This is a genomic window from Methanoregula sp., from assembly GCF_023227875.1.
Taxonomy (GTDB): domain Archaea; phylum Halobacteriota; class Methanomicrobia; order Methanomicrobiales; family Methanospirillaceae; genus Methanoregula.
This window is the reverse complement of the sequence record NZ_JALOCH010000018.1, coordinates 1-25,884: the sequence shown is the minus strand read 5'-3', so window position 1 is coordinate 25,884 and position 25,884 is coordinate 1. Positions and strand designations below refer to the sequence as shown.

Genomic DNA, 25,884 nt, shown 5'->3' with positions numbered 1-25,884 from the left:
CGAGCATAGAATTCCACCGAGTACATGAAGGATCTACCGGATTATTCTACCCGGCCTCCGGCCTCTCCAGCCACTTCCAGAGCGGCACGTACCGGACCATCCCCTGCATGCCGAACCATTCGGCAGTCTCAGTCTTCTCCTCGCGTTCCGACAGGATGACAAGGTTATCGCAGTGGAGCTCACGCGATGCTTTCAGGAGTGCCCGTACCTCGCGGGACCGGGTCTTCTCATCCTGCAGGTCTGCACAGACCTGGATGAGCGCCGTGACCCGGCCATCCTGCTGCATCACAAAGTCCACTTCCTCCTGCCGGGCGTTCTTCCAGTAAAAGACCGATGCGCTGCCCTGCAACCGGAGTTTCCAGAGCGCGATGGCAACGAGGTTCTCGTACAACTTTCCCCGGTTCTCCGAGAAGCGGAACGCTTTTGCGGCAACAAACCCGGTGTCCGTGCAGTAAATCTTCTTGTTGGCCGCAACCTGTTCCCGCACCTTGAACGAGAAGCGGGAGAGCGAGAAGAAGAGAAAGGCCTCCTCAAGGTACCCGAGATATTTCTGGACGGTCATCGCACTTTTGCTCCGGGTGACCCGTGCGAGCGAGCCGTAGGAATACTCCGAGGCGATGTTGGAGAGAAGGTAAAGGGAAAGGTCCTCGATCCCCTGCACCGAGCGGATGCGGAAGCGTTTCACAATGTCCTTGTACACGATGGAATCGAAGAGCGTTGCAAGGTATTCGCGGGACGGGAATTTTTTCACGAGGGGTTCCGGGTACCCGCCACCCTCAGCGTACTCCGTGAGTGCCGATACTTTCTCCTGCGTAGTGAGCTCGTGGGGAGTGAGCCGGAGATACTCGCCAAACGAGAAGGGCAGGATGACGGTCTGAAGGTAGCGACCGGTGAGGTGCGTGGAGAGCTCCGCGCTGAGTAAGTTCGAGTTGCTGCCGGTGATGACGAGATCGTATCCCTGCCGGGCGAGGCGGTTGACAAAGAGCTCCCACTGGGGGAGGTTCTGGATTTCATCAAGGAGCAGGGCCTTCGGCTTGTTGTACACCGAGTCCACTGCTGCAACAATCTCATCGTAATCCGCAAGACCGGTGAGCCGTTCGTCATCGAAGTTGACGTACCCGAACGCCCGGCTGTCGCTCCCGGCAAGATGGTGGATGGCAAAGAACGACTTGCCGGCCCGGCGCGGGCCGATGATCACCTTGATGAGAGGTGTGCCGGACCCGGCAATCGATGTCTCCCGCTCGATATACGTCTCGGCCAGTGCCTTCTGCAGATCCCGCTGCTGGACAAGGATGATGTCACGGACGGTCATAATTCCACTATCTGATTAAATATAGTAGATGAAAATAGATAAAATTGCCTATTACGATTGTGTAATATTGTGTAAAATCATGATTACCTTCCGGTCGGAAAACCCTTTCGAAAACCCCATTTACCATACGCAGGATGGCAGATCTTCTATAAACTCAGTTTTTATTTTTATCTGATTTGCTGCTGAAAATCGCCCTGTGAAAAACCGTGGTTATTCGCATCCGGTGGGGCGATATCGTGCCCGGGAAGGGGGCAGCACCAAAAGAGAGGGACAGGGCAGATGGGAGATCGCCGGTTTTACGTCGGTGGAGAAGCCCCAGAATCCGCACCAGCGACGGGGGCCGCGGGTGTTCAGACGCCCAGCATCTTCCTCAGCTGCACGAACTCCCCGATGGAATACTGCCCCTCGGCAGTCGGGTCGCCGGTATGGCAGTACACGAACTCGGAGCCGAAGAGGGGCAGCAGGGCCCGGGCGTGCCGGAACTGCGAACCCATCACACCGGTACAGATCGGCTTGTTCGCGGCCTGCGTGAACGACATGAGCTCGATGATGTCCTCGTTGTTCTGCGGGGTCACGACAATCTTGGGGATGTCGCCGAATGCCCGGAGCTCGCGTTCCATGACAAAGAGGATGTAGAGCGGCACCATCAGGCCCGCGTGGTGCGAGGCGATGATCTTCTTTCCCGCGTTGCGAATCTCAGGGGCGTGCTGCGCAAAGGGCTGCTCGACATCGATGTAATCCGCAAACGGGATGAGCGCTTCGAGCCGCTCCATCCACTCGTCCGCGGTGCCAAAGAACCGCCCGCCTTCCTGTGCGGAGCGGAGCGTGATGATGACGGGGAGGGAGCAGGCCGCCTTTGCGTCCTTCACCTGCTGCACCACGTCGCCTTCGTACAGGTCGACCCGGAGTTCAACAAGGTCGGCGCCCTGCTCCTGTGCCATCGCGGCATGCGTGGGATCGGTCAGTGCAGCAACGATCTTCATGTACCTGATGGTTGGGAGGCGGTCAACAAAAAGATGCGCCCCACGCCACCGGGAAAGATACGTTTTATGCCACGCCGGCTCAACATAAAAGACAATAATGGAACCCTGGGACCGGCAGACATTCTTGAGGCACATCGTGGCAGCGCTCGGACGCGGCGTGCTCGTTGCCGTCATCCTCCCCCTCGTCCCGGTCCTGCTCTTTGGGATCCCCCTCGCCCCCACGCTCGCCCTCATCGGGAGCGGCCTCGTAATCGAGTACGGGGCGGCGCCGGTCGGCCTCGCGCTCGGCCTCTCCCCGCTCTTTGTCTTCTACGTCCTGATGTGCACCGAGACCGGGATCTTCCTTGGCCTCTTCGACATCTTCGATACGATCGGCCACACGTATGAACCCGCGATGAGGTTTTTGGAAAAGTCCCGGCAGTACGTCCACCAGTCAGCAAGTGTCGAACGGTACGGCATCCTCGCCCTCTTCCCCGGCGTGGTCCTGCTCGGGGTCTACGTCAACGCGCCTGCCTCGTGGGTGCTTGGCTGGCGGGAAGACCACGCGCTCCTCGTCACCCTTGCCGGTTATTGCATTGCCCTCATCATCACGATCTCACTCACCACCGGACTGTTCCAGGTGTACCTCCCGGGACTGGTGCTCCCATGACATTACAGCGCCCGGCCCTGCCCGAACTCCTCGCCCCGGCCGGTTCACCGGAAGCGTTCCGTGCCGCGGTTGCGGCCGGGGCGGACGCAGTCTACCTGAGCGGGAAGCGGTTCGGCGCCCGGAAGTTTGCCGCAAACTTCTCCGATGCGGAGATGGGGGAGGCCGTGAAGTATGCGCACGCGTGGGGCATCCGCGTGTACGTGACGGTCAATACCCTGGTCCATGACCGGGAACTGGCCGGCGCGATGAAGTACCTCGCATGGCTGTACTCCCTTGGCGTGGACGCAGTCCTCATCCAGGACACCGGCCTTGCTGCCCTTGCACATGAACACATTCCCGGTCTCGTCATCCACGCCTCCACCCAGATGACAATCCATAACACGGACGGTGTGCGCTGGGCACATGAACGCGGCTTTTCCCGGGTCGTCCTTGCCCGTGAACTTTCGCTTGATGAGGTGAAGCGGGTTGCGGAAGAGACAAAGGACACCGGTGTAGGCCTCGAGGTCTTTGCCCACGGGGCCCTCTGCTACGGGTACTCCGGCCAGTGCCTCCTCTCGTCCGTGATCGGAGGGAGGAGCGGGAACAGGGGCATGTGCGCCCAGCCGTGCCGGAAGCCGTATACGTTCGTGCACGGGGAGACGGATGAGTATGGCAGGCCGAAGCAGCTGTCGGACGTGCCGCTGAAGGAGAAGTACCTGCTCTCGCCAAAAGACCTCTCTACGTACCGGCACCTGCCGGAACTCGTGCGTTCCCCGGTCGTATCGCTGAAGATCGAGGGCCGGATGAAATCCCCGGAATACGTGGCCATCGTGGTCTCCACGTACCGGAGGGCGCTCGATGCGATCGCCGCCGGGAGATGGAAGCCATCGGAAGAAGCGTACCGCGATCTCCTGCTCGCGTTCAACCGGGGGTTCACGTCCGGCTACCTCTTCGGCAACCGGTACGAACGGCTGATGGGACAAGACGCCCCTGACAACCGGGGCCTCCTGGTCGGACGGGTCGAACGCCATGACCCGAGGACCGCGACGGCATGGGTGCGGCCTGCCATTCCCGTTGTCCCGGTCACGGGCGACGGGGTCCTCATCACGCACCCGGAGAGACCGTCGTTCGACCGGGGGTTCGCGCTGAACACGGCACCACAAGAGGTACGCGGCGGGTATACCCTGCCCCTCCCGGGACCGGTGCCGGACGGCGCCCTCGTCTATATCACCTCCTCCCGCGATCTCGAGGCACGGGCAAAGCGGATCATGGCAAAGCCTTCCCCGGAGCTGCTTCGGCCACTGCCGGTTGACATCGATGTCACGGTCAGTCCTGAAGGTTTATTCCGGTTTGAAGGCGCCATCGCCCGGCCGGACGGGGTGCAGGTCCCGGTATCGTTCGTGCCCCCGCATCGTCTGGAGCCGGCACGGACCTACCCCCTGACACGGGACCAGATGGAAGAGCAGTTCCGGAAGACCGGGGGCACCCCGTTTATTGTCCGGAAGTGTTCCATCACGTACGATGGCCAGCTCTTTGCACCCATGGCGCTCCTAAACGAGCTGCGGCGCGAGTTCTTCCGGGTTGCCGGGGAGAAGCTGGACGAGGCATCCCGCCCGGCACCGGAAGAGATCGGGCATGTGCGTGACAGCCTGCAGGTAGGATCACTCCCGTCCGCTGACATCTCCCCGCCAGCAGGCACCCGACGCTCGGGTAGTCTCTGCATTTCTGTTTACACCAGTTCGGTGGAGGGCGTGAAAGCGGCCTCGGATGCCGGTGCCGGGACCGTCTATTTCGAACCCCCGCTCCTCTCCGCACGGCACCTCTGTGAGGGCGATGTGCCGGGGGGTCCGTCACTCCGTTCGCAGCTCGCTGCGGCACGGGACATCTGCAAAAATGCCGGGGCGCTCTTCGTCTGGAAGCTCCCCCGTATCGTGCACGACAGGGAACTGGACCAGGTTATGCCGGAACTGGTGTCCCTGCACGAGAGCGGGCCGGTCACGTGCATGTCGGAGAACCATGGCACATCCCATGCGGTGCTCCGTGCCGTACCCGATATCACGCTGCATGGATCTGTTGGCCTCAATATCTTCAACAACGCGGCCGCGACACGGGGAGCACCCCGGTACGGGATGCTCACGCTCTCACCGGAACTCTCCCGAGATGAGATCGCCACACTGACAAACCCTGCCGGGGCACAAGGAGAGGCACCGGAATTTTCCCTCATCGTCCAAGGGAACAGCGAGGCGCTCGTCACCGAAGACTGCATCTCCCGCATTGTCCGGCACTGCAAACCCGAGAGCAGGGGAAAGGAAACAATGCCCGACCCAGAGTTCACCGGCATACGCGACGAGACCGGCCGGGTCTTTCCGATCCACGGCGATGGCACCTGCCGGACCCATATTGCCAACGCGGCCGAGCTCTGTCTCATCGACCATCTCCCGACCATCCGCGATGCCGGGATCACGGACATCGCCATTGACGCACGCTGGCGTCCCCCGGCGTACGCGGGAACAATCGTCCCGCTCTACCGCGAGGCCCTTCGCGTCGTGCAGACCAAAACGGGGAAAGCCCGCGACGAGGAACTCGGGCAGCTGAAAGAGAGGGTAAAAGAGATCGCCATCGGGGGTATCACGGCCGGCCATTTTATCCGGGGGCTCAGGGAGTAACAGTGGGCACTCCGCTGGCCTGTTATCAATTCCAAATATTGGCTCTGTAGAAAACCTGTGTGGGATAGTGTTAGATAGGGATGGAGCCACGGGCGCTCGGGGTCTGCCGACCCTCGCCCCGTGGAACTTAACCGTATGCGAGCCTTGAAAAAAATGAAAACGGGGGGTCAAGGGGGCTTGCCCCCTTGGGCTGCCTCCCCCCTTGGGGGAGAGAGGGGGTCACATTCGTAATTCCACTGAGTGCATTATGAGAAGGATTTGTACAGAGCCCAAATATTCATCATTCCTCAATGGAAAGGAGTAATTACTCATCCACCACCGGATAGTTGCGGAGAAACTGGTATGACATCACCACTGATTCTGGTAAACTTAAAGACCTACCGGGAAGGGACCGGCAACCGTGCCCACATGATCGCACAGGCCGCACAGATCGTTGCGCAGGAGAGCGGCGTCACCATCGGCATCGCACCGGGGTATATCGACCTCCACCCGCTCTGCCACCATTTTTCCATTCCCGTGTATGCCCAGCACGTCGACGGGTGCGAACCCGGGGCAAACACCGGGCATATCACGGTGGACGCGATCAAGGCGGCCGGGGCGGCGGGCTCCCTCATCAACCATTCCGAGCGGCGCCTGACCCTTGCGGAGATCGAGGCGTCCGTCCGCGGCCTGCAGGCACACAAGCTCATCTCCGTGATCTGCTCGAACAACGAGACCACGAGCGCCGGGGCGGCGGCACTCGTCCCGGATTACGTGGCCATCGAGCCGCCGGAACTGATCGGGAGCGGGGTCTCGGTCTCAAAGGCAAACCCGGAGATCATTAAAAAGTCCGTTGCCGCGGTCCACGCGGTCAGCCCGAAGGTGAAGGTGCTCACCGGGGCAGGGATCCAGACCGGGGAATGCGTGAAGATCGCCGTTGACCTCGGGACCGATGGCGTGCTTCTTGCATCAGGTGTGGTAAAATCAAAAGAGCCGGCCGCAGTACTCCGCGACCTTGTATCAAAACTCTGAAATTTTTTCGTTTTTATCCTTCCGTGACAACGGTCACTTCAGGAACAGGTACCATACCCCAACGATCACCAGGAATATCACAACTCCAATCCCGATCACAGTCATCGTGCTGATTTCCGTTGTCTCTTCTGCCATGAAAAACACCTAACCGGGGCATAATTGCCACGTTAAGTAACCGTTAATCATATACCATATAAAGATTTGTGTCGCTGCCGTACGAGGCCGAAAAGAGATTAAAAATAATTGCCCTAAACGATGAGCGAGATCAGGTCGTGCTTGGTAATTACTCCCCGCACGAGCCGGCCCTCGACCACGAGCACCGCATGGTTCTGCTGCAGGATATTGACCACTGTCTCGACGTCCATGTCGGGGGGCACCGTGGGAAAGCCCGGCTCCATGAAGTCCCTGACAAAGAAGAGGTGGGTCTTGTGCAGGCGCTGCTGCTCGATTGCCTTGACGATCACGGACTCCGATATGCACCCAACCGGGACGCCCCGCTCGATGACCGGTAACTGGGAGATGTTGTTCTTCTCGATGATCTCCACGGCACGGCTGATCGCGTCCTGTGGCTGGACCGAGAGCACGGGCGTGTGCATGATCTGCATGGCACGGATCTTCCGGGGTTCCGCGGTGTTGAGGACGACAATGATCTTGTTGAGCGTGCTGACGCGGGGGTCCACGTTGCCCGCCTCGATCCGCGCCACCATGGACTGGCTGATGCCGGCACGCCGGGCAAGCTCGGTCTGCTTCAGGCCAAGCGCCTCGCGGCGCGTGCGGAGCTCTTCCGGAGTTGGTACGTGCATTGCTGATTACTGATGGTGATAGAAAGTTATCAACCTTATCCTCACCCGGGTCCCGGCCCCTTGTCGTTAATAAATGATGATGGTTACATGAGCGGGACCCGGTGGGAACATGGTAAGTACAGCCCCCATTTATGATCGGCAGTCATTTTTTCCGGACCGCTTCCGGTTGGTGCTGGTGAGCAAAATTCTTTTAAATACCTGGTCGCAATAGCTGGTAACGATAATCCAATGCTATGATGTTGGATTAGTGTTCTCTATGGCAGAGTCTTTGGAAAGCGACGATGATGAAGAGAACCATCGGCTGTTCTCTTCCCTTTTTGTGGTACCGGACCGTGTTTCCGGGGTATACCTGATGATGAACGCACATCCCCGGCCGTACGGGCGGGTGCCGCCATGAACAACCTTCCGGGTGCCGCCCCCCCGGGTATATTCCGGAATACCATTGCGGGCGTCCCGTCCTGCGTCCCGCTCGTCCGGCCCCCTGGCGATGCGGGCCCGGAAATTGCAGCCCCGGCACTGCCGGGACAAAAGAGGCCAAACCACCGGAACCTTGCACGGCGGGAAGCGGCCATTACCCGCGACACGCTCTTTACCGTCCGGCAGGACGATGCATACCATATTGTCAGCGAGAACTATGCGTACAAGACCGAGTCGTACTACCTGATCCTCCGGCACGAACTGGAGGGACGCAACGTGCGGCCGTCCAGCGCTGCCGTGCTCGATGCCTGCGTGGTCCCGATCTGCCTGGAACGGGCGCACCTTGCCGGCATCCCGGTCTGCGAGTGGGGGATCTCGCAGGGCTATGCCCCGCTCCCGTCCGTTGTCTACGGCCTGAACTATTTTGCCACGACAGCGGACCACACGGTCATCCACGACCACGAGAGCGCAAAAGAGGTGATCAAGCACATCACCAACAAGGGGAAATATCCCTTCTGCTACCAGAAGCTGGAGACCGGCGCGGAGATCGGGTCATGCACGTCGATCTTCGGGAAGACCGCCGGGGCCTGCCGGGAGGCAGCCGATATTGCGCGGGCCGTGTACGGGCTCTTTGAGGTCCCGCTTGTCACCATCGTCTACGTGAAGTGCGGGGAACGGTACCTCCTCTCGTCCCTCTCGCCCACCCGGTATTCCGGGCTCTCCGCCGATGAACGCACGCTCCTCTCGGCACACCTCTCGCACCAGGAGTTCCTATGAGCCGGCTTGGGATCTTCGTTGACCGGAAAACGCTCTCGAACGCGGAGCAGCTGGGCGCCCTCATCCGGTGCCGGGACGTGGCCGAGAACAAGGGGCATGGCGTGGACTTCATCTTCCCGGTGGACATTGCCAAGATCAAGAAGATGGACGCCCTCTTCATCCGGGCACGGACAGACCCGATGAACGTCACGTACGTTGCCGCCCGGATGGCGAGCTTCCACGGCATCCCGGTGATCGATGACCCGCAGTCCATCCAGGTCTGCTCGGACAAGATCAACATGTACTCGCACCTGATCCGCAGCGGTGTCGCGCTCCCGAAGACCGTCTTCCTCTCAAAGCAGGACCTCAACGTCGAATGCGTGACCCGCCTCTTCGATGAACTGGGCACCCCGCTCATCATCAAGGAGCCCTCGACGTCCTTCTCGCTCCGCGTGGAGAAGGTGAGCGATATCGCCGGGTTCTTCCAGGTCGCCCACCGGTTCATCCACCTGTCGGACTGGATCGTGGTCCAGCAGTATATCGGGAGCAAATATGACTGGCGGGTCGGCGTGCTTGACGGGAAGCTCCTGTACGTCTGCAAGTATACCATCCCGTCGGTCACGTTCAAGATCCAGGCCTCGGTCAACGGGCACGTGGTCTACTGCGGGGTCGAGAGCGTACCGGAGCGGGATGTCCCTCCCCACGTGATCAGGCTCGGCATCGATGCGGCCAATGCGATTGGCCGGGGCCTGTATGGCGTGGACATAAAGAACACCAACGGCGATGCCTACGTGATCGAAGTGAACGACAACCCGTCGATCGAGAGCGGGGAGGATGACTGCTATCCCCGTGTCTTCGACCAGATCGTTGACCACCTGTTTGCTGCGTGATACCATGACCGAGGACTGGATTATCCGCGCCGAGGCTATCTGTCTTGCCTGCGGCGGGCACTGCTGCAATGATGCGCACCCCCCGGTATCAGAACGCTGTTACCAGCGGCTGGTTGCCGGGGGACTGCCGGACAATGCATTTGAGCGGGACGGGTACCGTTACATCAGGACCCGGGCTGACGGGACCTGTTCGCTCTGGAACGGGGGCAAATGCGGCATCCACACAATTAAGCCCGAGACCTGCCGGGCCGGTCCCTTCACCTTTGATGTGAAGGGCGACGTGATCGGGATTTTCCTGAAATTTGAGACGATCTGCCCGCTGGTCCGGCTCCTCAGGGACGTGCCGGAGGCCTACGACCAGCAGTATGCCCTTGCCGTGCAGAGCATTTCGCATCTTGTCTCGGACCTGACCGAAGAGGAGATTGCAGCGATCTGCCGGATCGAAGAGCCGGAGACCGAGAAAGTGGCGGAGATCCCGAGAGTATATTCCCATGACCACCGGCACTGAACACGAGTTCTCCATCAATGACCGGGAGTTCCATGCCCTGCCGGTCTCCGACCGGATCCTGAAGACAATCTGCGGGAGGTACGAGAGCGAGATCCTGTTCGGGGACGTCACGCTGGGAAAGGAACTCCAGAAGACCGTGCTCGAGATGGTCCCGCGTTCGCCCGCAGAGGACCTTGCCCAGCTGGAAACACAGCTCACAAAAGGGCTGGCAAAATTCAGCCACCTCTTTTCCGGCCAGTACCGGCTCCTCGGCCTGGGCATGCACCCGACCGCCCGGCTTGACGATATTACAGTCTGGGACCATGACGAGGGCGAGTATTACGAGGCGTACGACCGGCTCTTCGATATCCGCCAGCACGGCTGGCTGAACATCCAGGCCCTCCAGGTCAACCTCTCCTACCGGAGCAGCAGGGAACTCGTGGCCATGTACAACACGCTCCGCACCCTGCTCCCGTATCTTATCGCGGTGACTGCATCGTCCCCCGTGGTCGAAGGGGAGTTGACCGGGACCTGCGACAACCGCCTCGTGTACTACCGCGGGAACCAGAAGGAGATCCCCCTCATCTGCAACCGGATCGTGCCGGATACGATCGGGTCGGTGGGGGATTACCGCATGGAGCAGGAGGAGATCTTCTCCGAGCTCCGGTCACGGGGTGCTGATATCCTCTGCGAAGAATGGGTCAACTCCGGGGGGATCATCATACGCTTCTCCCGCAAGTGCCTCGAGATCAAGGCCCTTGACGAACAGGAGTCGGTCCATTCCGACATGGCGGTCTGCGCATTCATCCGGTCGCTCCTGCGCTGCCGCTCGCTGCCGGTTGAGACGGACCAGGACGCCCTGCTGGCGCTGACGGAGGTGGCGATCCGGGACGGGACTGCCGGTATGAGGGAGGAGCTTGGGCAGCTGTACGATGCGGCATGGCGGCATGCGACGGTGGATGAGCGACATTACCTTCCGGTCATACGGGAGCGGATTGACCGGGGGTCTCTTGCAGAATTGATGAGCGAGCGGATCTCGAAGGGCGAGGAGCTCACGCCGATACTATCGGAGATGGCGGAATGCCTGAGGACAAACCGGTCGTACGGGTTGTGAAGCGGCAGTTATTGACACAATCGTTGTGTAACCAATAATCAGAATAGGCAAAGTGCCAATCTTGCCCCTAACCTCTAGCTCTAACAATAGTCCGCCCCCCTTGCGCCAGCCCTGCCCCCATTGGGGGCGGGGGCGCATGCGATTCCTCTGTATTACCGAAAATCCCGATTCAGGTAATACTACAGCACTATCGCAACCGGGGCACCATAGCGGCGGGGAAAGAATCTTCGTATCAGCGATGATTCTTTCGAGAAGAATCTGTATAAATTCTTCGAGCGAAGCCCCTGAAGCGTCAGTGTTTTCCGGTCCAAAGTGGATGTACGTTTTCGCATTACATTTTGGGCATGAAATTTTTACTATTTTTCACTCCGTAAATCCTTCTTGGATTTAGGGGCTGAAATAGTCCATTACCCATCAGCATTAATAACGGTTCCATACCACTCTCTATCAGGACCGTTTGCGATGACAAGGACATTACTATCCGAAGCCGAAGGGTATGCACTGCTGTCCACCCTTTCGATCCCCGTGCCTAAGCACACGATCACTGGTTCGCGGGACGATGCCGCACAGGCTGCCGATACGATGGGATACCCGGTGGTGATGAAGATCGTCTCACCGGATATCGTCCACAAGAGCGATGCCGGGGGCGTTGTCACGGGGATACGTTCCGCAACGGAAGCCCGTGAAGCATTCGACCGGATCACCCGAAGCGTGGCCGCCCACAATCCCGTTGCGAAGGTCTCGGGGATCATGGTGGAGCAGCAGATGGCGCCCGGGCTGGAGCTGATCATCGGGGGAAAGACCGACCCGGCATTCGGCAGGGTCATCACGGTCGGGCTCGGGGGTAAGATGGTCGAGCTGCTGCGGGATGTCTCCATCCGTGTCCTCCCCATTGACGAGAACGAGATCCGGGCGATGGTCCGGGAACTCAAAGGGTACCGTCTCATCACCGGGTACCGGGACGAACCGGCACGGGACGAAGCCGCGCTGGTCGCAATCATCGGCTCGGTTGCCGCATTCTTCCTCTCCGACCCACATATCAGCGAGTTCGATATCAACCCCCTGGTCCTGTACGGGAAAGGGGCCTGCGCCGTGGATGCCCGTTTCTACCGGGACGATGCCCCCGCCACGACTCCCGGCGTACTGGTCCGGAACATGCCCGAAGGCCTGCTCGATATCCATTCCATTGCCGTTGTCGGGGCGTCGCAGGACCCGAACAAGGTCGGGTACGCGATCTGCCGGAACCTGCTCACATTCCCCGGTGCCCTCTACCCGGTCAACCCCAAAGCGCCCATGGTACTCGGCAGGGTTGCATACCCGGACCTCGCATCCATCCCGGGAAACGTTGACCTCGCCGTGATCGCGATCCCGGCTCCCGGCGTTCCGGGAGTCATCAAAGAGGCCGGACAGAAAGAAGTGCCGCTTGCCATCATCATCTCGTCGGGTTTCCGGGAGGGGGGTCCTGAAGGGAGCCGGCTCGAAGAGGAGATCCTTGCAACGGCGCAAAAGTATGGCATGCGGGTCATGGGCCCCAACTGCCTTGGCCTCATGCTCCCGCACAAGGGGATCAATACCACCTTCGACCCGGTCTCGCCAAAACCCGGCAGGATCGCGTTTATCTCCCAGAGCGGCGCGATCATCACGACCATCGTGGACTGGAGCCTCCCCGAGGAGATCGGGTTCTCGGCCGTGATCAGCGTGGGCAACCAGTCCGACCTCACGTTCGAGGACTTTATCCGGTATGCAGGGAGCGATCCCGATACCCGTGCCATCATCCTCTATATCGAGCAGATCCGGTTCGGCACCCGGTTCATGGATACCGTCCGGCGAGTGTCCCTGACAAAACCCGTTGTTGCCATCAAGGCGGGTTCATCCCGGATCGGGCAGAAAGCCGCATCGTCGCACACGGGCTCCCTTGCCGGGAGTCATGAGGTCTACATGGCGGCATTTCACCAGGCCGGGGTCATCCCGGTCAGCTCCATCCGGGAGGCGTTCGAGACTGCCGAGCTGCTCTCGTCCGAAGGGTATCCCCGGGGCACACGGGCGATCGTAATCACGAATGCCGGGGGGTTTGCCGTCCTCTCGTCCGATTATGCCGAGCGGTTCGGCATCGGCATCGTTGAGTTCTCGCAAGAGCTTATCGGCGAACTGGATGCCGTGCTCCCGGCAAACTGGAGCCGCGAGAACCCCATCGACATGGTCGGGGACTCCAGCGCCGACCGCTTCGCCCGCACGTTCGACATCATGATCCGGCACCAGGATCTCTGGGACATCGCGTTCGTGATCGCGGTGCCGTCCGCACTCTCCGACCCGATCCGGGTGGCAAACGAGATCGTCCGGTTCTCGAAGCACACCCACAAGATGATCGTCGGCTGCATGATCGGCGGCGACAGCATGAAGACCCCGCTGCGCATCCTGCGGGACTCGCAGATCCCGAACTTCCCGGACCTCGAGGACGCGTTCAGGGCGGTGGGAAATGTCTGCCGGCACCGGTGCAGTGCGGATACGCCGGAGTGCCGGCACGGGTAGAGTGTGGGGAAGTACCGGAAAAATTCTGCCGATACGATGAACGACGACGCCATCGTGCCCCGGATCCCGAAAATTACGTTATATTGACCGGAAGTACACCGGCCGGTTTTTCATCTGAAGAGAGTGTATACGCAGGAAGCGGTGTAAAGACATCGATGTTGATGCTTTCCATCTTCCCGTCGCGGTGCAAGTAGTACTCCGGCAACCGCTTCTCGTTGTTATCGAACGAGAACCAGTAACTGAGCTTGCAGGTCTTCTTCGTATATCCCGGAATAGAGGGATAACTCTCCGTATCGTGGAGGATGATCACGCCGGGGTCCTTCTCGATTATGGTATCGACATCGGTGATGTTCCCGTAGAATTTGACCTTCTTGTTCCACGTGTCACCCCGGTAATACCACGGGAGGGGCCAGCAGTGCTGGGACGCGATCACGATGACGCTGGAATTGTCCATCAGCCCCATGACCTCCCTCAAATCCTCAGAGTTCTGGACCTGGACGATTGGTTCGTTGATGTCAACCGGGACGAATGCGACATGCCAGGTCATAACGATGAGGAAGACGCAGCCCGCAAGCGCAAACGCCGTCTTCTGCCAGTTCAGCGTATAGGTCGCAATAAAGCACATCGGCAGCAGCTGGGCGATGATGAGCCAGGGAACCTTCTCCCCGACAAAGGCATAGAAGGCCATCGTGCCGATCATCCAGACGATACAGAAGCGGAAGAACCACTCGGATTTCCCGCGGACTTCTTTTCTGTCCCGCAGCTGCTGCAGGCTGACTGCCACCGTCTCGTTTACGGGAAGGGCAAAGCGGCGCTCCCGGAGCCAGCTCTTCACCTTCTTAAAAAAGAGCACCGGGTGAAGCCCTACGGTCATGAACTTGATGGTCCCGACCAGGGCGAGGATAAAGATTGGGAGCTCGTAGAGCAGGAAGAGCGGGATGTAGTAATACACCGGGCCGCCGAGCCGCTGCTGGTTGTGCATGCCCGTCCAGTGATCGATGGCCTGGTACCAGCCGGTCGTGTTCGCCTCGAAGTGCACGCCCTGCGTGACGATGCTGAAGTTCTGGCCGACCAGGGTATCAGCATGGTTGAAGAACGCCGAGTACAGCACGCTCATGATCGCGACCACGAGGATGACAAAGAGCATGAGGTCGGCCCTCCACTTCAGGGGAAGCGTAAATCGTCCTTTCCATGCTGAAAACGCAAAGAAGACGGCAAAAATAATGATGATGACTGGCATCTCCTCCTTACAGCAGAGCGCACCTGCTGCCGCAATAGCGGCGAGCACGGCAAATCTCGTCTGGCCCCGCTCAACGTAGTACAGGATCGCGACAAGGAGAAGCATGGTGAAAAAGAGCATGAAAATATCGTGCCGGAGGAAGCGGGAGAAATAGACCATGTCCGGCGATATGGCAATGAGGAGAGCGGCAACCAGCATCTGGTTTTTACTGATGTACCCGATCCGGTAAATCGCGTACACGAGCGGGATGATGGCGAGGCCGAAGAGCGACGGGAGCAACCGGGCTGCAAAGTCCGACGGACCGATCAGGGCAAATATGCCCGTGGTCACGTAATAGAGGAACGGCCCGTGGTAACTGGGGTCGTACTGCCATACACCCCGGGTCAGGAGCTCGTAGCAGAACCAGGAATGGATCGCTTCGTCATGGTGAAGCAGTTTGAGGTCAAGCTGCCAGAAGCGGAGGATGAATGCGAGGATGAGGATGAAAGCCAGGGCGTAGGTGGTGCGGGAGCGTGTCATGATATACCTCCCCGTAACCGGAGAATGGTCCTGGCACACACGGGATAAACAAGGACGAGCGCTATACTACCAACTGTTGCTATGACCCATAATAAATCCCGGGCCAGAGATTTTGCCCAATGATCATTCCTCAAAAACGAACCGGTGATTGTTTTAAAAAATTGAATTCGTTTTTGATTCGCCATTCCTACGAATTTTGAATTTCTAGGTTAATATATTATAATGCCGTTATCCGTCTTTTCCTCGGAAAGAACGAGCGGGCCAGGAAAATGTTCTGGAAATTTTTCATCGGGATGGCCGGGCTGGTGCTGGCCCGGGTCGTGGATCCGGTGACAGCTCAACAGATTTTCGGGATGATTACAGGTATATTGTGGTAAACAGTCCTGATCTCAACGCAACCGGCGCTTCCATCGTAAAGTATACTATTCCTTCCGGTGATGAACAGGCAATCCGATAAAGCATCTGCAATCTTCGACAACCGGACAACCCATGACTGGTAGATTTTTGTCACAGAATTCGTTTAAACTCCAAAAAAGACATGATAGTCATTGATCTGTTATATCCACCGGATATATCCGGATCATGAAAAACAGACGGGGTGTGTGATTTTTATGGAACTGGAAAAAAAACCGATCCTGATCGCTTGTGTCATCATCTGTATCGTGGCCGGGACCGGTATTGTCTTCGCATTGCAATCTCTCAATACTGCTCCCGAACATCAACTGCCAGCGAACCAGACCGTCGGGACACCGATCCCCCCGGTAGCATCGACTCCCCGGGCAATCCATTCCCCGGATTCCCCGCTCTCGGCAAAAATCACCCGGGATGAGGCAACAACACGTGTGCAGGAAGAGTATTCCATGGGGTATTCCATCGTCACGGTCAACCTGACCGGGCTGTATCCCGGGAAAATCCTGTATGAATTTGCCATGGTACCGGCAGCATCTTCCCCCTATGAAAAGAATACAACGGTCTTCATCGATGCTGAAACCGGCGATCTCTATTCCCCCCTGCAGGAGACAGCAGGGATCACCATAGACCAGGCAAAACTCCGTGCCCGCCAGGCATTTCCCACGTGGACTATTGACCGGGTCAGGATACAGTACGTTGACGGGACACAGTATGTCCGGTCCTGGGAATTCTACCTGTACAAGGATGACAGGGAACTTGTCCATGGCAGTCTTGATCCGGATACCGGCGAGCTCAGTACCTATGCGATTGGTGTCACACGGATGGGGCGACCGGAAAATCCGTCAATCACCATTGATGCTGCACAGCAGGTGGCCGACCGGGAAATTGAGGAACGCAACGGGGTTATACCAATCGTCCTCTCCGATTCCCGGCTGGACCCACTCGGCATGCCCGGGGAAAAGATTGCCGGAAGATATGTCTTTGTCTATCACCGGGTTATCCAAAATGTTCCCTGCGACAGCGACGGCTTTACGATCGTGGTCGATTCGGTTGCAGGAAACGTCATCGAATACCGCAAGTCATGGAGCCTTCCGGAGAACGCCGTGACCGCATCGTCAAAACCTGCAATAACAAAGGATGCCGCAATAAAAACCATTGAGCAGGAAGCGGCAACCATCTATCCGGCATCCATCGCCAGCCTGGAGATCGTCTCCGCAGAACTCCGGTGGAAGGATTTCCATAATCCCGACAAGGTCGTTCCGGCGCCCGGGAGTATCCCGCTTGCCTGGAAGGTGCAGTTCGATGATGAATTTATCCGGGCGCAGCAGTGGCCGAACCCGGCAACCGGGTGGGTTGATGCGCAGAATGGGACCCTGATGGATATGTATTACCGGCACTAATCCCTTCATTGTCACGAATCATCCGGCTGTCAGCAGATTCAGATCTTTTTTTAATCAATACTGGTGCTGGCCAGTATAATGCGTAATGCTGGATCCGTGTGCGGACGGGCAGCACGAGGTCCGGAGCCGGGTCCCTGGTGCCGGAGATATCTCATTACTGATCGCTGCGGTTGCAAAAATTGGGCTGTGATATCCCGAATTCATTTCACTACGTGGCAGCCAGGTAAAACCACGTCTGGCAGCTTAAAATTTTTCCAATTACGATGGTGACCCCCTCTCTCTTCGAAGAACGCTAACGCGTTCTTCTGCAACCTCCCTTCGGTCGGTCCCCAGAGGGGGAGTCCGAATGGTCCAACAGGATCATGAGGACGCAGAAGAACCCGAAGGATTCTTCGAGGGCGGAGAAGATGCTGCGCATCTTCTCGTCTCGCTGTCCGAGACTGCGAAGACAGCCCAAGGGGTGCGCCCCCTTGACTCCCGATTAAAATGAAAGGTTTCAAACAGCATTCTTGCCCAGCGAAGCCCCGACAGGAATCGGCCGTCGCATCAGAGAGGGTCGATTGGAGAAGTAAAACTTCGACTCGGCCGAGCGATCCCAGAAGGGGGTGGGCTTGCTCAGTTTATTGAATATTTTGTAAAATTATTTCAAGATAGGACAGTTGCAAAATCAGGTACTATGCAGGAGCGACTCCGTGTTTTATGGTAAATTTTTTTACAATCTGCTGTCTTGCAGAATTTTGTGCAGCACAGAAAATGGAATCTTTTATCGCAGTATCGGTTATTCATACCGGGTTAGGGCTTCTTATCAGGATGAATGCATTCAATTGAGGGCTGATGACTGGAATTCACTGCTATTATGTCTTACTCATTCCTGTCAGTACCAGCACAGGTCATAAGGGACCGTATCTTTAACCGAATCTCCCGCTACCGCCACGGTCCACTTTCCCGGTTCGAGATATTCCCCGCTGACTCCGGAAATAGTCATGCGGACGGCCCGGTCTGTCCGGGAATCATCAGCATCAGAAAAATGCCAGGTCGAGCCACCCGGGCTCACAAGCGTCAGCGACAGCGAGGAAGCTGGATCATTCCACCGAAGTTCAAAAGAGATTTCCTTATCGCTCACTGGAGGTTCGAGCGAGTACCATTCAATTTCATTGTCTGAAATGGTGCTGTAATACCGGACCCTGGTGTCCGGCGTGGGGACGACAGTAGGTGTGGCAGAATAGCCGGTTCCATCCCCTATTCCCAAAATGGTGTGTGTGCGGTTCCCTGAATAATGGTATAAGAAGATATCATGCGCATCATTGCGACCGTCAGACCAGACGACATACTCCCCGGATACTCTCGGGAACTCCAGGGAAAACGGACCTTCCGCCACGATTCTGGTCATATTCGTATTCCGGTCATACAGCCGGATATCCCCGTTCCCCCGGAAATCCCGCGAACCTGCCGGTGAATTCCGGTAGTCCTCCCAGACAACCAGGTTACCGGAAATATCAGGATACATCTGGAACGAATCCGAGGGACTTACCGGTCTCGCTTCCCCGCTCTTCAGGTCATGGAGAAATACCTGGTACGGCCCGTTGCGCCCGTCGATCCAGACAACACGGTCCCCGTCGATTGCAGGCATCGCACGGGAGCCCGGCTCGTCGCACAGCACGGTCTTTTCTCCCGTGGTGATGTCCAGGAGCATGATCCGGTCATGGGTGAGCCCGGCTTCACTGTACACAACCCTGTTGCCGGAAATTGCCGGATCGCCCAGGGATCCGGTTGATGATACCACGGTGCGGTGTGTTCCTGAAATCACGTCGTACACCACCAGGAAATATTCCCGTTCGCTTGTTTCCACCCAGAGGACCGTATTCCCGTCAATAGCCGGGGAGTACTGGTCGCTGCCGGAAGAATATAAAAATGTGAGTTTTTCCTGTTCCTCATCGTACAGGAAGATGCCCCGGCCGTCGCTCCAGACATACCGGTCCCCGGAGAATGCAAGGTCACGTTTCCAGGACGTGTCACGGATCACCAGTTCCTTTCTTCCGCCCGAAATATTGTACCGGTAGACAGCCCGGGAATAATTCCCGGAACCCGGCCCCGCCTCGTACTCGACCCATGCCACATTCCCGTCATCACAGGCAATGGCATTGTACTTTTCGGAATCGCCCTTTGCCACAAGGTAGGCATCGAACGAATCCGCCCCGGAACACGGAACGGTACACAAAATGAGGGAGAGAAGGATCAAAAAAACAACTATTCCCGCTTTCATGGTCTCCTCATTTTTTCCTGAGGGTATTGACAACCAGGACAAGTACGATAATCCCGGCCGCAGATACCACGACCAGTATCCCGGGATCTGCCGGAAATCCTGCTTCGCTGGCAGGAGTACCGGTGATGACGGTCTTTGTTTCCGGATCGACACTATAGGTCTTTGCGATAAGTGTTCCTGCCGGAGAACTACCAGGATCGTAGAGACCGTCATAGAGAACCATAATCCTGACAGCCTCCGTGGAACCGGTCCGGACCTTCACAATGTATTCACCGGGAGGAAGGTCGGAAGTGTCGATTACGGCATGCCACGAACCACGTCCGACAGTCCCGTCGGTAACGGGGATGGCGGGAACCGTGGACGCCGGTTGGTTCATACGATCGATATCCGGAGGAAAAATCCCGGTATCGAGAAGCGTTCCGGCATTCAGGTTCGTTGTCCCTGAGATCTCAACTGGCGTTCCGGAAACCGCATCGGGAATTTCATTCATCTGTATCACGGGTTCTTCAAGAAGGATCATGAATTTCTGGTAAGGATTCTGCTTTTCATAGACCTTCAGTTTCGCTTCCAGTTCATCGGCCGGAATGTATGCGGATGGCTCCTTTTCATCAGGAACGACTTTTACGGCTGTTCCCCCATCCACGACAAAGATGAAATACTGGCCGGATCTCCATTCGGTAGTATTCGGGAGAGTATATTCAGCCTTCCCCGATCCGTCCGCTGAGATCGCCTGGTACCGGGTAAGCCGGTTTACCGGAAAACCATTGGTGATCCAGATGCCGACACGGTTACCGGGTTGTGTTGTAACGCTTATCGTCAGGGAAGCCCCCTTTGCGAGAATATTGCACCGGGTGTTGAGGTCCGGCGTGGTTTTGACCGCTAACGTCCCGCCGGGTGAGATATATACCGGCGAGGTAAACTCCCCGCACGTGGTCTTCTGCGTCGCTACGGGCGTTGGCACAGGGGTCCCGTCCCCCGCAATCAGCCGCACCTGCACGGAAACACGATCATCGCTTCCCTCTTTTCCGATCCGGAAGGTATATTCCGCCGGCGCGTAGCCTTCGGTAAGGATCGGGACTTTCCAGACCTGGCCGACAGCTCCCTTTTCAACCGGGATTATTCCTCCCGCGCCGGAATATTCGCCATACTTGACCTTCCCGGTTTCTGCTGCCTCGCGTGAGAACTCATAGTGCAGGTTTGTCCCCACAGGGAGAGTCGTAGATCCGGAGATCTCAATGATTGATCCGGTCATCAGGTTCCCGGGTACGGGATCGATGACAACCGGGGATGTTGCAGATACCGGGCTGATACAGAGCAACACTACTCCTAAAAGGAGCAGGAGGGGAGCTCGTGCCGTAGTAGGTATTTTCATCGTTTCACACGTCCTTTTTTATCCTGTTACGAGTGAGCGTAGGAAGCGTGCATATAAGTGATTTCTGTGAGAGATCTCACCGGATAAAACGGAGTGCATGGACAGGTTGAGTGTTCTCACAGAACTTATATAAAATACCGGCCCGTTCATCTTTTCAGGTAATGTTCGTGGATTTTTCAAAAAGGATCACCATAGGATATGTGCCGGTTTTTTTCCTGGTGGCTGCCTGCCTGGTCCTTCTCGTTGTTCCTGCATCAGCATATACACATCCCCATTCAGTCCTGCCCTGGTCAGACAATCCCCCGACTGGTGAAGCAAAACTCCCGGTCCCGGTGGACGTATGGCAGGTCCCGCCGGCAGCGATGCTCCTGGTATTTACTGCGGTATTCCTGCCGTTCTGCCTCATACCTGTGGAGATCCTTATATCGTGTGCAGGGTTTGTGGTCCTGAATTTCCGGAGAATCCGGAAAACTGAAGTGTTTGAAAACGATTGCCGGATGCGGATTTATCACCATATCGTAGCGAACCCGGGGTCCGGGTTCGCCGGGATAATGCAGAGTCTTCCGGTAAACCGCGGGACATTGTACTATCACTTGGGAGTCCTCTGCCGTGAGAGGCTTGTCGTAGCCTTTTCAATGAATAACAGTATCTGTTATTTCCAGAATGCAGGGAAATTTTCTGATACGGAAATGGATGCGATTGCCCGGTTGCGGAACCGCAGGAACCTCACGATTTGTACATTCCTGTCCTCGTTACCCGATGCATCGCGGCATGATATTGCAGAGATGCTGGAAACTACCGGTTCCACGGTGTCGTGGCATATGCGCCGGCTCTGTGAAGCCCGGCTCATCACATCAGTAATGGTGGGGAGGAATGTCCGCTACCGGTTGACCCCTCTTGCGGCGAAGGTTATCGATGAACTGCAGTGAGGTGGGGACGGGGAAGACCGGATCCGGACGATTGCGCAGGATGCCGGTTCCCTCCTCTCCGCGGTTCGATCCCAGAACCCCGGGGTTATATCCATCCGGCCCCGTATTGCCTTTAATTATCCGCCGGAAATTATTTCGTTTACAAATAATACCAACAAGTATATATTGGATTTTTACTTCCTTAGAATAATCACAATGCTCGCGGACATCTGCAATCCTCTGACGTTGAAGATCATGGGCCTCGGCCGGCCGCTCCATGAAGCTGAGCGGACCGCGTCCGTGCTCGTCATCTGGGTTGTACTGCTCTGTGCCATGATAGGATATACAATCCGCCTTCCCGGTCCGGAAGGCGATCCGGGCCATCTTCCCGGTTCATCTGGATTCGTAACCCGTGGCAACGCTGATGTCACCGGTTGTGGGATTTTCCCGGCAGTTCCCGGGACCGCAGTTGGCCTCCGCGTACTTACGCAAATATAATCGCCTGCCGGCAGCCGGCATGGCGCGTGCTTCCACGAACTGACGGTTTTTTCCTGCCGTCCCCGGGATGCAGTGCCATACGGGCCGGATGCCGGTTCCAATGCACGATCGAACGAGCGGAGCGGATGCCTCCCGTATCGCCTGTGAAAAAAATCCAATAACCTGAACCATATGACCGAAAAAAAGCAAGAGACTACTACCGCAGGATCCGACTGGACCCGGCAGCGGGGAACCGGAGAGGGTTTTAAAAAACCCCGGCAAAGAGAAGCGAGGTCACCAGCCGGACTTCGAAACGAAGAGGTTTCCGGAAAACCTCTGCGAAGAGAAGTGAGGCTGGAGGCCGAACTTCGAAGCACCGGCCTTTCCGGACCGTCCCGCGAAGTATCGCAATGCGACCATGTACCGTCAGGTGCAGTATGTGCCGGACGGGACGATGACGAACTCCGGTGGGCACAAAAGCACGTGCCGGAGGAGGGGGCAAAATCCCATGCGAAGAGATCGGTCTTCCGGAAGACGGAACTCCATTACTCTTCGCCGGGATCCACCGGGGGAGATGCCGCAAAGACACGGAAACGGGTGGATAAGGAACTCGACAATCCCACGTCGGGCGTTACCCTCCGCCCGTACGAGACCGCGTTCCGCGATCTCATCTGCTCGATCGTCGGGCATCAGGACCTGGCAGAAGAGAAACTCTTCCTCGACATCGCCGACCTCCGGCAGCAGATCACCGAGCTCCAGGAACAGATTGCCGGGCTCCAGGAACGGGTCGGGGCGCCCGGACAGAAGCTCGGCGCAACGGACCCGGCAGCCCCGGCACAAACGCCCACGACCGATAACCCGGAGGGATATGTCTGAAACTCCATCACGGCCTGCCAACGAAATGGAGAAATTTCCTGAACCTTCTTGCAGACATTCCGGACCGGTTGCCGGACCGTCTCATCTGCAAGATCGGGCGGTGCAACAAACGGCTGATCCGGCGCGAAGCAAAGGGAGCGCTATGGTGAAAAAATCCCGGTCGCGAACCGTGAGCGGGATCCCGCTTCACCTGCTCCCGCAGGCCGTAGCCCGGCAGATCCGGGACTGGGGCGATGCCGTGCACCGGATCAGTATCCGGAGGACGCACTGGCACCACTTCAACGTGACCGTGAGGACAAAGCCGGTGCCCCGCGAGCTTGCGTCACGGGTAACGGTGGCGGTCGCGTTTCCCAATGTCCGGGACACAACCCGTAAACCCGCCGCAGCCGGCCGGCACCGGGGGTGCCCGGCATGACTCCCGGACCGGAGCCCCGGGAAGCGATCCGGGAGGCGATAACGAATGCCACAGCGCGGGGGACTGCCCTGGACCGCAACCTGCTTCGGGAAGCCCGGTTCCGGTTCATCCTCTTCTGTGCCGGCCTCACGGTCTTTGTCCAGGTCCGCAGGACGCGGGTGCACCTCACAAGCCCGGAAGACTGCGCTGCGGAGTACCGGCTGGACATCCTCCGGCTCCGGAGGGTGCCGCTGAACGGCGTTGTCGCCCGCGAACTCTGGCTCCTCAGTCCGTGGGGGACCTGGCAGTACTTCCGGATCCTTGACGACCGGGTCATCGAGATCCGGGCGGACGGGACGCCTCTCCTGAACGAGGATGTCAGGGTTCCGGCTCCTGCACCTGTGCCGGTGCCGGATTCCGTACCAGCCCGGTTACCGGATTCTGCACCGGAACCTGTACCAGATTCTGTACCGGCCCCGGTATTGGATCCCTCACCGACACCTGTACCGGATCCCGAACCGGATTCCGGAACGGATTCTGTACCGGCATCTGAACCAGCCCTGATACCGGATTCCGCACCGGCCAGGGCGAGTCTGCCGGGACTATCCCCGGTGGGACCTGCCCCCTCTTCCGACGAGGGAGGATAACAACCTCTTTTTTCAACTATCAGTACTCTCACCTGCCCGGATCGGTAAAAATGACCCATCCGGGCCCGTATCGAGCCCCGTTTCACTCTTTCGGGATTTCAGCGACCGGCCTGTTTCGGGGGTTTTTGCGGGGAGTCTCACGGAAAATCCCGTTATTAGCCCGGTTTGCGTATCCGGGGGTTTTGCGAGGAGAAAAACCGGCCTGTTTAGAGCTTGTTTTAATCGAGGATCGGGCAGGGAGATGAGGTTTGGGTTGTGGGGGGTTGTGATCCGGGGCCCGGCGGTCGCCAGGGGGGTTCTGGCGGGGTTCGGCGTTTTACGTCGAAGAATTCTTTGAATTCTTCTCATCCTCATGGTTCTGACATACCACTCGCACGTCGAAGAATTCTTTGAATTCTTCTCATCCTCATGGTTCTGACATACCACTCGCACGTCGAAGAATTCTTTGAATTCTTCTCATCCTCATGGTTCGTGAGATTGAAAATCTCGCGGAGGTGAGGGGGCACAATGTATCCCCTCACCTTTCTGATGAACCACTCGCACGTCGGAGAACCGGGACGATCTGACAGTTTTATCGGATCTTCCCTGCATTTTTGAAACATGCCGAAGAGAGGATGGATGGGGGGATGGACCCGGTTGGTTCTTTACGCTGCTATGGATTTTGCAAGGGATCATACTACAATCCTGGCATTTGCACTCTGGATGAAATTGACCATTCCTCACTCCCGCCCTTGGGCCTTTGGGCTGAATAGTACTCTATTAGACGGGGGGCTTAACCTTTGCTGAAGGGAGGGCCATTGTAAGCAGATTGGAAAAAATGAATAAGGCCACAAACAAGAATCTATCATATCCAACTCCGTAATTATTTGTGAGAATCGGCTATGACCTCCATAATTTCAAAAAATCAGAATAAACCGACTCTATATCCCTACTCAACGGAAAAAAATAATTTTGAAAATCTTGTTGAATTTGCCAACAACCAGACGAAACTATATTGTGAAGTGAATCCCGTTACAGGTAGAAAACTCAAAGGCCAGATCTTCACACCTCCCAAAATCGCGTCGTTCATGGCGGGGTTATTCTCACCGCAGAACAACAAAATAAGAATTTTAGATCCTGGCGCTGGAACCGGAATATTGGTTGCAGCAATTTGTGATCGATTTATTCAGGAAAATCGCCGGAATCTCGATATTACAATCCATGTATATGAGAATGACAAGACGGTATTACCGTTTCTCCAGTCAACGTTAGAAGCCTGCAAGACCGCGCTGAATGAGCTGGGTTGTTCGGTGGATTATCAGATTTTCGAGAATGATTTTATCCTGCACCATGCAAAAGTCGAAACTCGCGATGGCTGGACTGTCTATTCCCTTGATCTGAAAACGAGATACGATCTGGTAATTTCAAATCCTCCCTACTACAAATTGAATAAATCTTCTCCGGAAGCCCTCGCACTTCAACAGTACGTTTACGGCCAGCCGAACATCTATGCATTCTTTATGCTTCTTTCCGGAATGTTGCTGAATGAAACCGGCGAAATGGTATTCATCACTCCGAGAAGCTTCTGCTCCGGACTCTACTATTCAAAAATACGCCGATGGTTAGTCAATACTCTCACTCTTGACTGGCTTCATCTCTTTGAAACCCGGAAGGACGTGTTCGTTAATGACGAGATCCTTCAGGAAAATATCATATTCCACGCAACGAGTGCCCCGCCAAAACCTGATGGAAAAACGTTGATCAGTGTGAGCTATGATCGACAGTTCACCCAATACCAGGAG

At 57.2% G+C, this 25,884-nt stretch carries 22 protein-coding genes; 16 read left to right on the top strand and 6 right to left on the bottom strand.

The features are described 5' to 3' along the window. Nucleotides 1–46 precede the first annotated feature (46 nt). Together M0R30_RS13845 and M0R30_RS13840 are read right to left on the bottom strand one after the other, a co-directional pair. Nucleotides 47–1,312 carry an ATP-binding protein gene (locus tag M0R30_RS13845; protein ID WP_292547930.1) on the bottom strand — a complete coding sequence of 422 codons (1,266 nt, stop codon included), beginning with the start codon at nt 1,310–1,312 and terminating at the stop codon, nt 47–49. 350 nt (nt 1,313–1,662) lie between these two features. Beyond that, nucleotides 1,663–2,295 carry a type I 3-dehydroquinate dehydratase gene (locus tag M0R30_RS13840; protein ID WP_292547928.1) on the bottom strand — a complete coding sequence of 211 codons (633 nt, stop codon included), beginning with the start codon at nt 2,293–2,295 and terminating at the stop codon, nt 1,663–1,665. A 97-nt stretch (nt 2,296–2,392) separates the two neighbouring features. Between M0R30_RS13840 and M0R30_RS13835 the strand changes: the two genes are divergently transcribed. From M0R30_RS13835 to tpiA, 3 genes are all read left to right on the top strand, one after another. Beyond that, nucleotides 2,393–2,944 (top strand): small multi-drug export protein, encoded by a 552-nt coding sequence (locus tag M0R30_RS13835; protein WP_292547926.1) that lies wholly within the window; start codon nt 2,393–2,395, stop codon nt 2,942–2,944. Further along, complete coding sequence (locus M0R30_RS13830) at nt 2,941–5,589, top strand: U32 family peptidase (protein WP_292547924.1); 2,649 nt, start codon at nt 2,941–2,943, stop codon at nt 5,587–5,589. The genes M0R30_RS13835 and M0R30_RS13830 overlap by 4 nt, the downstream gene beginning before the upstream one ends. Before the next feature lie 342 nt (nt 5,590–5,931). Next, nucleotides 5,932–6,600 carry a triose-phosphate isomerase gene (gene tpiA / locus M0R30_RS13825; protein ID WP_292547922.1) on the top strand — a complete coding sequence of 223 codons (669 nt, stop codon included), beginning with the start codon at nt 5,932–5,934 and terminating at the stop codon, nt 6,598–6,600. Between the two features lie 248 nt (nt 6,601–6,848). On the opposite strand, the gene M0R30_RS13820 is transcribed toward tpiA, so the two are convergent. Continuing rightward, nucleotides 6,849–7,403: a CBS domain-containing protein gene (locus M0R30_RS13820; protein WP_292547920.1), complete on the bottom strand. Its 555-nt coding sequence runs from the start codon at nt 7,401–7,403 to the stop codon at nt 6,849–6,851. Nucleotides 7,404–7,796: 393 nt separating this feature from the next. On the opposite strand from M0R30_RS13820, the gene M0R30_RS13815 reads away from it, so the two are divergent. The 5 genes from M0R30_RS13815 (at nt 7,797) to M0R30_RS13795 (ending at nt 13,596) form a co-directional block, all read left to right on the top strand. Beyond that, entirely contained in the window at nt 7,797–8,597 is an 801-nt protein-coding gene (locus M0R30_RS13815) for a RimK-like ATPgrasp N-terminal domain-containing protein (RefSeq protein WP_292547918.1), read from the top strand. Beyond that, a complete protein-coding gene (locus M0R30_RS13810) occupies nt 8,594–9,466 on the top strand; it encodes a RimK family alpha-L-glutamate ligase (RefSeq protein ID WP_292547916.1) in 873 nt (290 codons plus the stop codon). Before M0R30_RS13815 ends, M0R30_RS13810 begins: the two co-directional genes overlap by 4 nt. Nucleotides 9,467–9,470: 4 nt before the next feature. Continuing rightward, nucleotides 9,471–9,974 carry a YkgJ family cysteine cluster protein gene (locus M0R30_RS13805; RefSeq protein ID WP_292547915.1) on the top strand — a complete coding sequence of 168 codons (504 nt, stop codon included), beginning with the start codon at nt 9,471–9,473 and terminating at the stop codon, nt 9,972–9,974. Then, nucleotides 9,958–11,067: a glutamate-cysteine ligase family protein gene (locus M0R30_RS13800; protein WP_292547912.1), complete on the top strand. Its 1,110-nt coding sequence runs from the start codon at nt 9,958–9,960 to the stop codon at nt 11,065–11,067. The genes M0R30_RS13805 and M0R30_RS13800 overlap by 17 nt, the downstream gene beginning before the upstream one ends. A 462-nt stretch (nt 11,068–11,529) precedes the next feature. Then, nucleotides 11,530–13,596, top strand: coding sequence for an acetate--CoA ligase family protein (locus tag M0R30_RS13795; RefSeq protein ID WP_292547910.1), 2,067 nt, complete (start codon nt 11,530–11,532; stop codon nt 13,594–13,596). 73 nt (nt 13,597–13,669) lie between these two features. Here the strand turns inward: M0R30_RS13795 and M0R30_RS13790 are convergent, their stop codons facing one another. Then, the gene (locus M0R30_RS13790) at nt 13,670–15,355 is read right to left on the bottom strand and encodes a flippase activity-associated protein Agl23 (RefSeq protein WP_292547908.1); all 1,686 of its coding nucleotides are present in this window, start codon (nt 15,353–15,355) and stop codon (nt 13,670–13,672) included. A gap of 611 nt (nt 15,356–15,966) precedes the next feature. Between M0R30_RS13790 and M0R30_RS13785 the strand changes: the two genes are divergently transcribed. Further along, nucleotides 15,967–17,166, top strand: a complete 1,200-nt coding sequence (locus M0R30_RS13785; protein WP_292547906.1) for a YcdB/YcdC domain-containing protein — start codon at nt 15,967–15,969, stop codon at nt 17,164–17,166. A 346-nt stretch (nt 17,167–17,512) separates the two neighbouring features. Further along, on the top strand, nt 17,513–17,656 hold the full coding sequence (locus M0R30_RS13780) for a hypothetical protein (RefSeq protein ID WP_292547904.1): 144 nt from the start codon (nt 17,513–17,515) through the stop codon (nt 17,654–17,656). Between the two features lie 384 nt (nt 17,657–18,040). Here the strand turns inward: M0R30_RS13780 and M0R30_RS13775 are convergent, their stop codons facing one another. After that, nucleotides 18,041–19,429: a hypothetical protein gene (locus tag M0R30_RS13775; protein ID WP_292547902.1), complete on the bottom strand. Its 1,389-nt coding sequence runs from the start codon at nt 19,427–19,429 to the stop codon at nt 18,041–18,043. 7 nt (nt 19,430–19,436) lie between these two features. After that, entirely contained in the window at nt 19,437–20,801 is a 1,365-nt protein-coding gene (locus M0R30_RS13770) for a hypothetical protein (protein WP_292547900.1), read from the bottom strand. Nucleotides 20,802–20,968: 167 nt separating this feature from the next. Here M0R30_RS13770 and M0R30_RS13765 point away from each other — a divergent pair, with 167 nt between their 5' ends. The 6 genes from M0R30_RS13765 to M0R30_RS13740 form a co-directional block, all read left to right on the top strand. Continuing rightward, nucleotides 20,969–21,730: a winged helix-turn-helix transcriptional regulator gene (locus M0R30_RS13765; RefSeq protein WP_292547898.1), complete on the top strand. Its 762-nt coding sequence runs from the start codon at nt 20,969–20,971 to the stop codon at nt 21,728–21,730. 195 nt (nt 21,731–21,925) lie between these two features. Continuing rightward, nucleotides 21,926–22,207: a hypothetical protein gene (locus M0R30_RS13760; protein WP_292547894.1), complete on the top strand. Its 282-nt coding sequence runs from the start codon at nt 21,926–21,928 to the stop codon at nt 22,205–22,207. 171 nt (nt 22,208–22,378) lie between these two features. Then, the gene (locus M0R30_RS13755) at nt 22,379–23,062 is read left to right on the top strand and encodes a hypothetical protein (RefSeq protein WP_292547892.1); all 684 of its coding nucleotides are present in this window, start codon (nt 22,379–22,381) and stop codon (nt 23,060–23,062) included. A gap of 142 nt (nt 23,063–23,204) precedes the next feature. Next, on the top strand, nt 23,205–23,477 hold the full coding sequence (locus tag M0R30_RS13750; RefSeq protein ID WP_292547890.1) for a hypothetical protein: 273 nt from the start codon (nt 23,205–23,207) through the stop codon (nt 23,475–23,477). After that, on the top strand, nt 23,474–24,103 hold the full coding sequence (locus M0R30_RS13745) for a hypothetical protein (protein ID WP_292547888.1): 630 nt from the start codon (nt 23,474–23,476) through the stop codon (nt 24,101–24,103). Before M0R30_RS13750 ends, M0R30_RS13745 begins: the two co-directional genes overlap by 4 nt. A gap of 881 nt (nt 24,104–24,984) precedes the next feature. Further along, nucleotides 24,985–25,884, top strand: a 900-nt coding sequence (locus M0R30_RS13740; RefSeq protein WP_292547886.1) for an N-6 DNA methylase, incomplete at its 3' end; no start/stop codon positions are given.

What these genes read in the sequence shown, in the direction of transcription:
- M0R30_RS13845 (WP_292547930.1), bottom strand. Translation starts at nt 1,312, where the DNA reads ATGACCGTCCGTGACATCATCCTTGTCCAGCAGCGGGATCTGCAGAAG.
- M0R30_RS13840 (WP_292547928.1), bottom strand. Translation starts at nt 2,295, where the DNA reads ATGAAGATCGTTGCTGCACTGACCGATCCCACGCATGCCGCGATGGCA.
- M0R30_RS13835 (WP_292547926.1), top strand. Translation starts at nt 2,393, where the DNA reads ATGGAACCCTGGGACCGGCAGACATTCTTGAGGCACATCGTGGCAGCG.
- M0R30_RS13830 (WP_292547924.1), top strand. Translation starts at nt 2,941, where the DNA reads ATGACATTACAGCGCCCGGCCCTGCCCGAACTCCTCGCCCCGGCCGGT.
- tpiA (WP_292547922.1), top strand. Translation starts at nt 5,932, where the DNA reads ATGACATCACCACTGATTCTGGTAAACTTAAAGACCTACCGGGAAGGG.
- M0R30_RS13820 (WP_292547920.1), bottom strand. Translation starts at nt 7,403, where the DNA reads ATGCACGTACCAACTCCGGAAGAGCTCCGCACGCGCCGCGAGGCGCTT.
- M0R30_RS13815 (WP_292547918.1), top strand. Translation starts at nt 7,797, where the DNA reads ATGAACAACCTTCCGGGTGCCGCCCCCCCGGGTATATTCCGGAATACC.
- M0R30_RS13810 (WP_292547916.1), top strand. Translation starts at nt 8,594, where the DNA reads ATGAGCCGGCTTGGGATCTTCGTTGACCGGAAAACGCTCTCGAACGCG.
- M0R30_RS13805 (WP_292547915.1), top strand. Translation starts at nt 9,471, where the DNA reads ATGACCGAGGACTGGATTATCCGCGCCGAGGCTATCTGTCTTGCCTGC.
- M0R30_RS13800 (WP_292547912.1), top strand. Translation starts at nt 9,958, where the DNA reads ATGACCACCGGCACTGAACACGAGTTCTCCATCAATGACCGGGAGTTC.
- M0R30_RS13795 (WP_292547910.1), top strand. Translation starts at nt 11,530, where the DNA reads ATGACAAGGACATTACTATCCGAAGCCGAAGGGTATGCACTGCTGTCC.
- M0R30_RS13790 (WP_292547908.1), bottom strand. Translation starts at nt 15,355, where the DNA reads ATGACACGCTCCCGCACCACCTACGCCCTGGCTTTCATCCTCATCCTC.
- M0R30_RS13785 (WP_292547906.1), top strand. Translation starts at nt 15,967, where the DNA reads ATGGAACTGGAAAAAAAACCGATCCTGATCGCTTGTGTCATCATCTGT.
- M0R30_RS13780 (WP_292547904.1), top strand. Translation starts at nt 17,513, where the DNA reads ATGGTCCAACAGGATCATGAGGACGCAGAAGAACCCGAAGGATTCTTC.
- M0R30_RS13775 (WP_292547902.1), bottom strand. Translation starts at nt 19,429, where the DNA reads ATGAAAGCGGGAATAGTTGTTTTTTTGATCCTTCTCTCCCTCATTTTG.
- M0R30_RS13770 (WP_292547900.1), bottom strand. Translation starts at nt 20,801, where the DNA reads ATGAAAATACCTACTACGGCACGAGCTCCCCTCCTGCTCCTTTTAGGA.
- M0R30_RS13760 (WP_292547894.1), top strand. Translation starts at nt 21,926, where the DNA reads ATGCTCGCGGACATCTGCAATCCTCTGACGTTGAAGATCATGGGCCTC.
- M0R30_RS13755 (WP_292547892.1), top strand. Translation starts at nt 22,379, where the DNA reads ATGACCGAAAAAAAGCAAGAGACTACTACCGCAGGATCCGACTGGACC.
- M0R30_RS13750 (WP_292547890.1), top strand. Translation starts at nt 23,205, where the DNA reads ATGGTGAAAAAATCCCGGTCGCGAACCGTGAGCGGGATCCCGCTTCAC.
- M0R30_RS13745 (WP_292547888.1), top strand. Translation starts at nt 23,474, where the DNA reads ATGACTCCCGGACCGGAGCCCCGGGAAGCGATCCGGGAGGCGATAACG.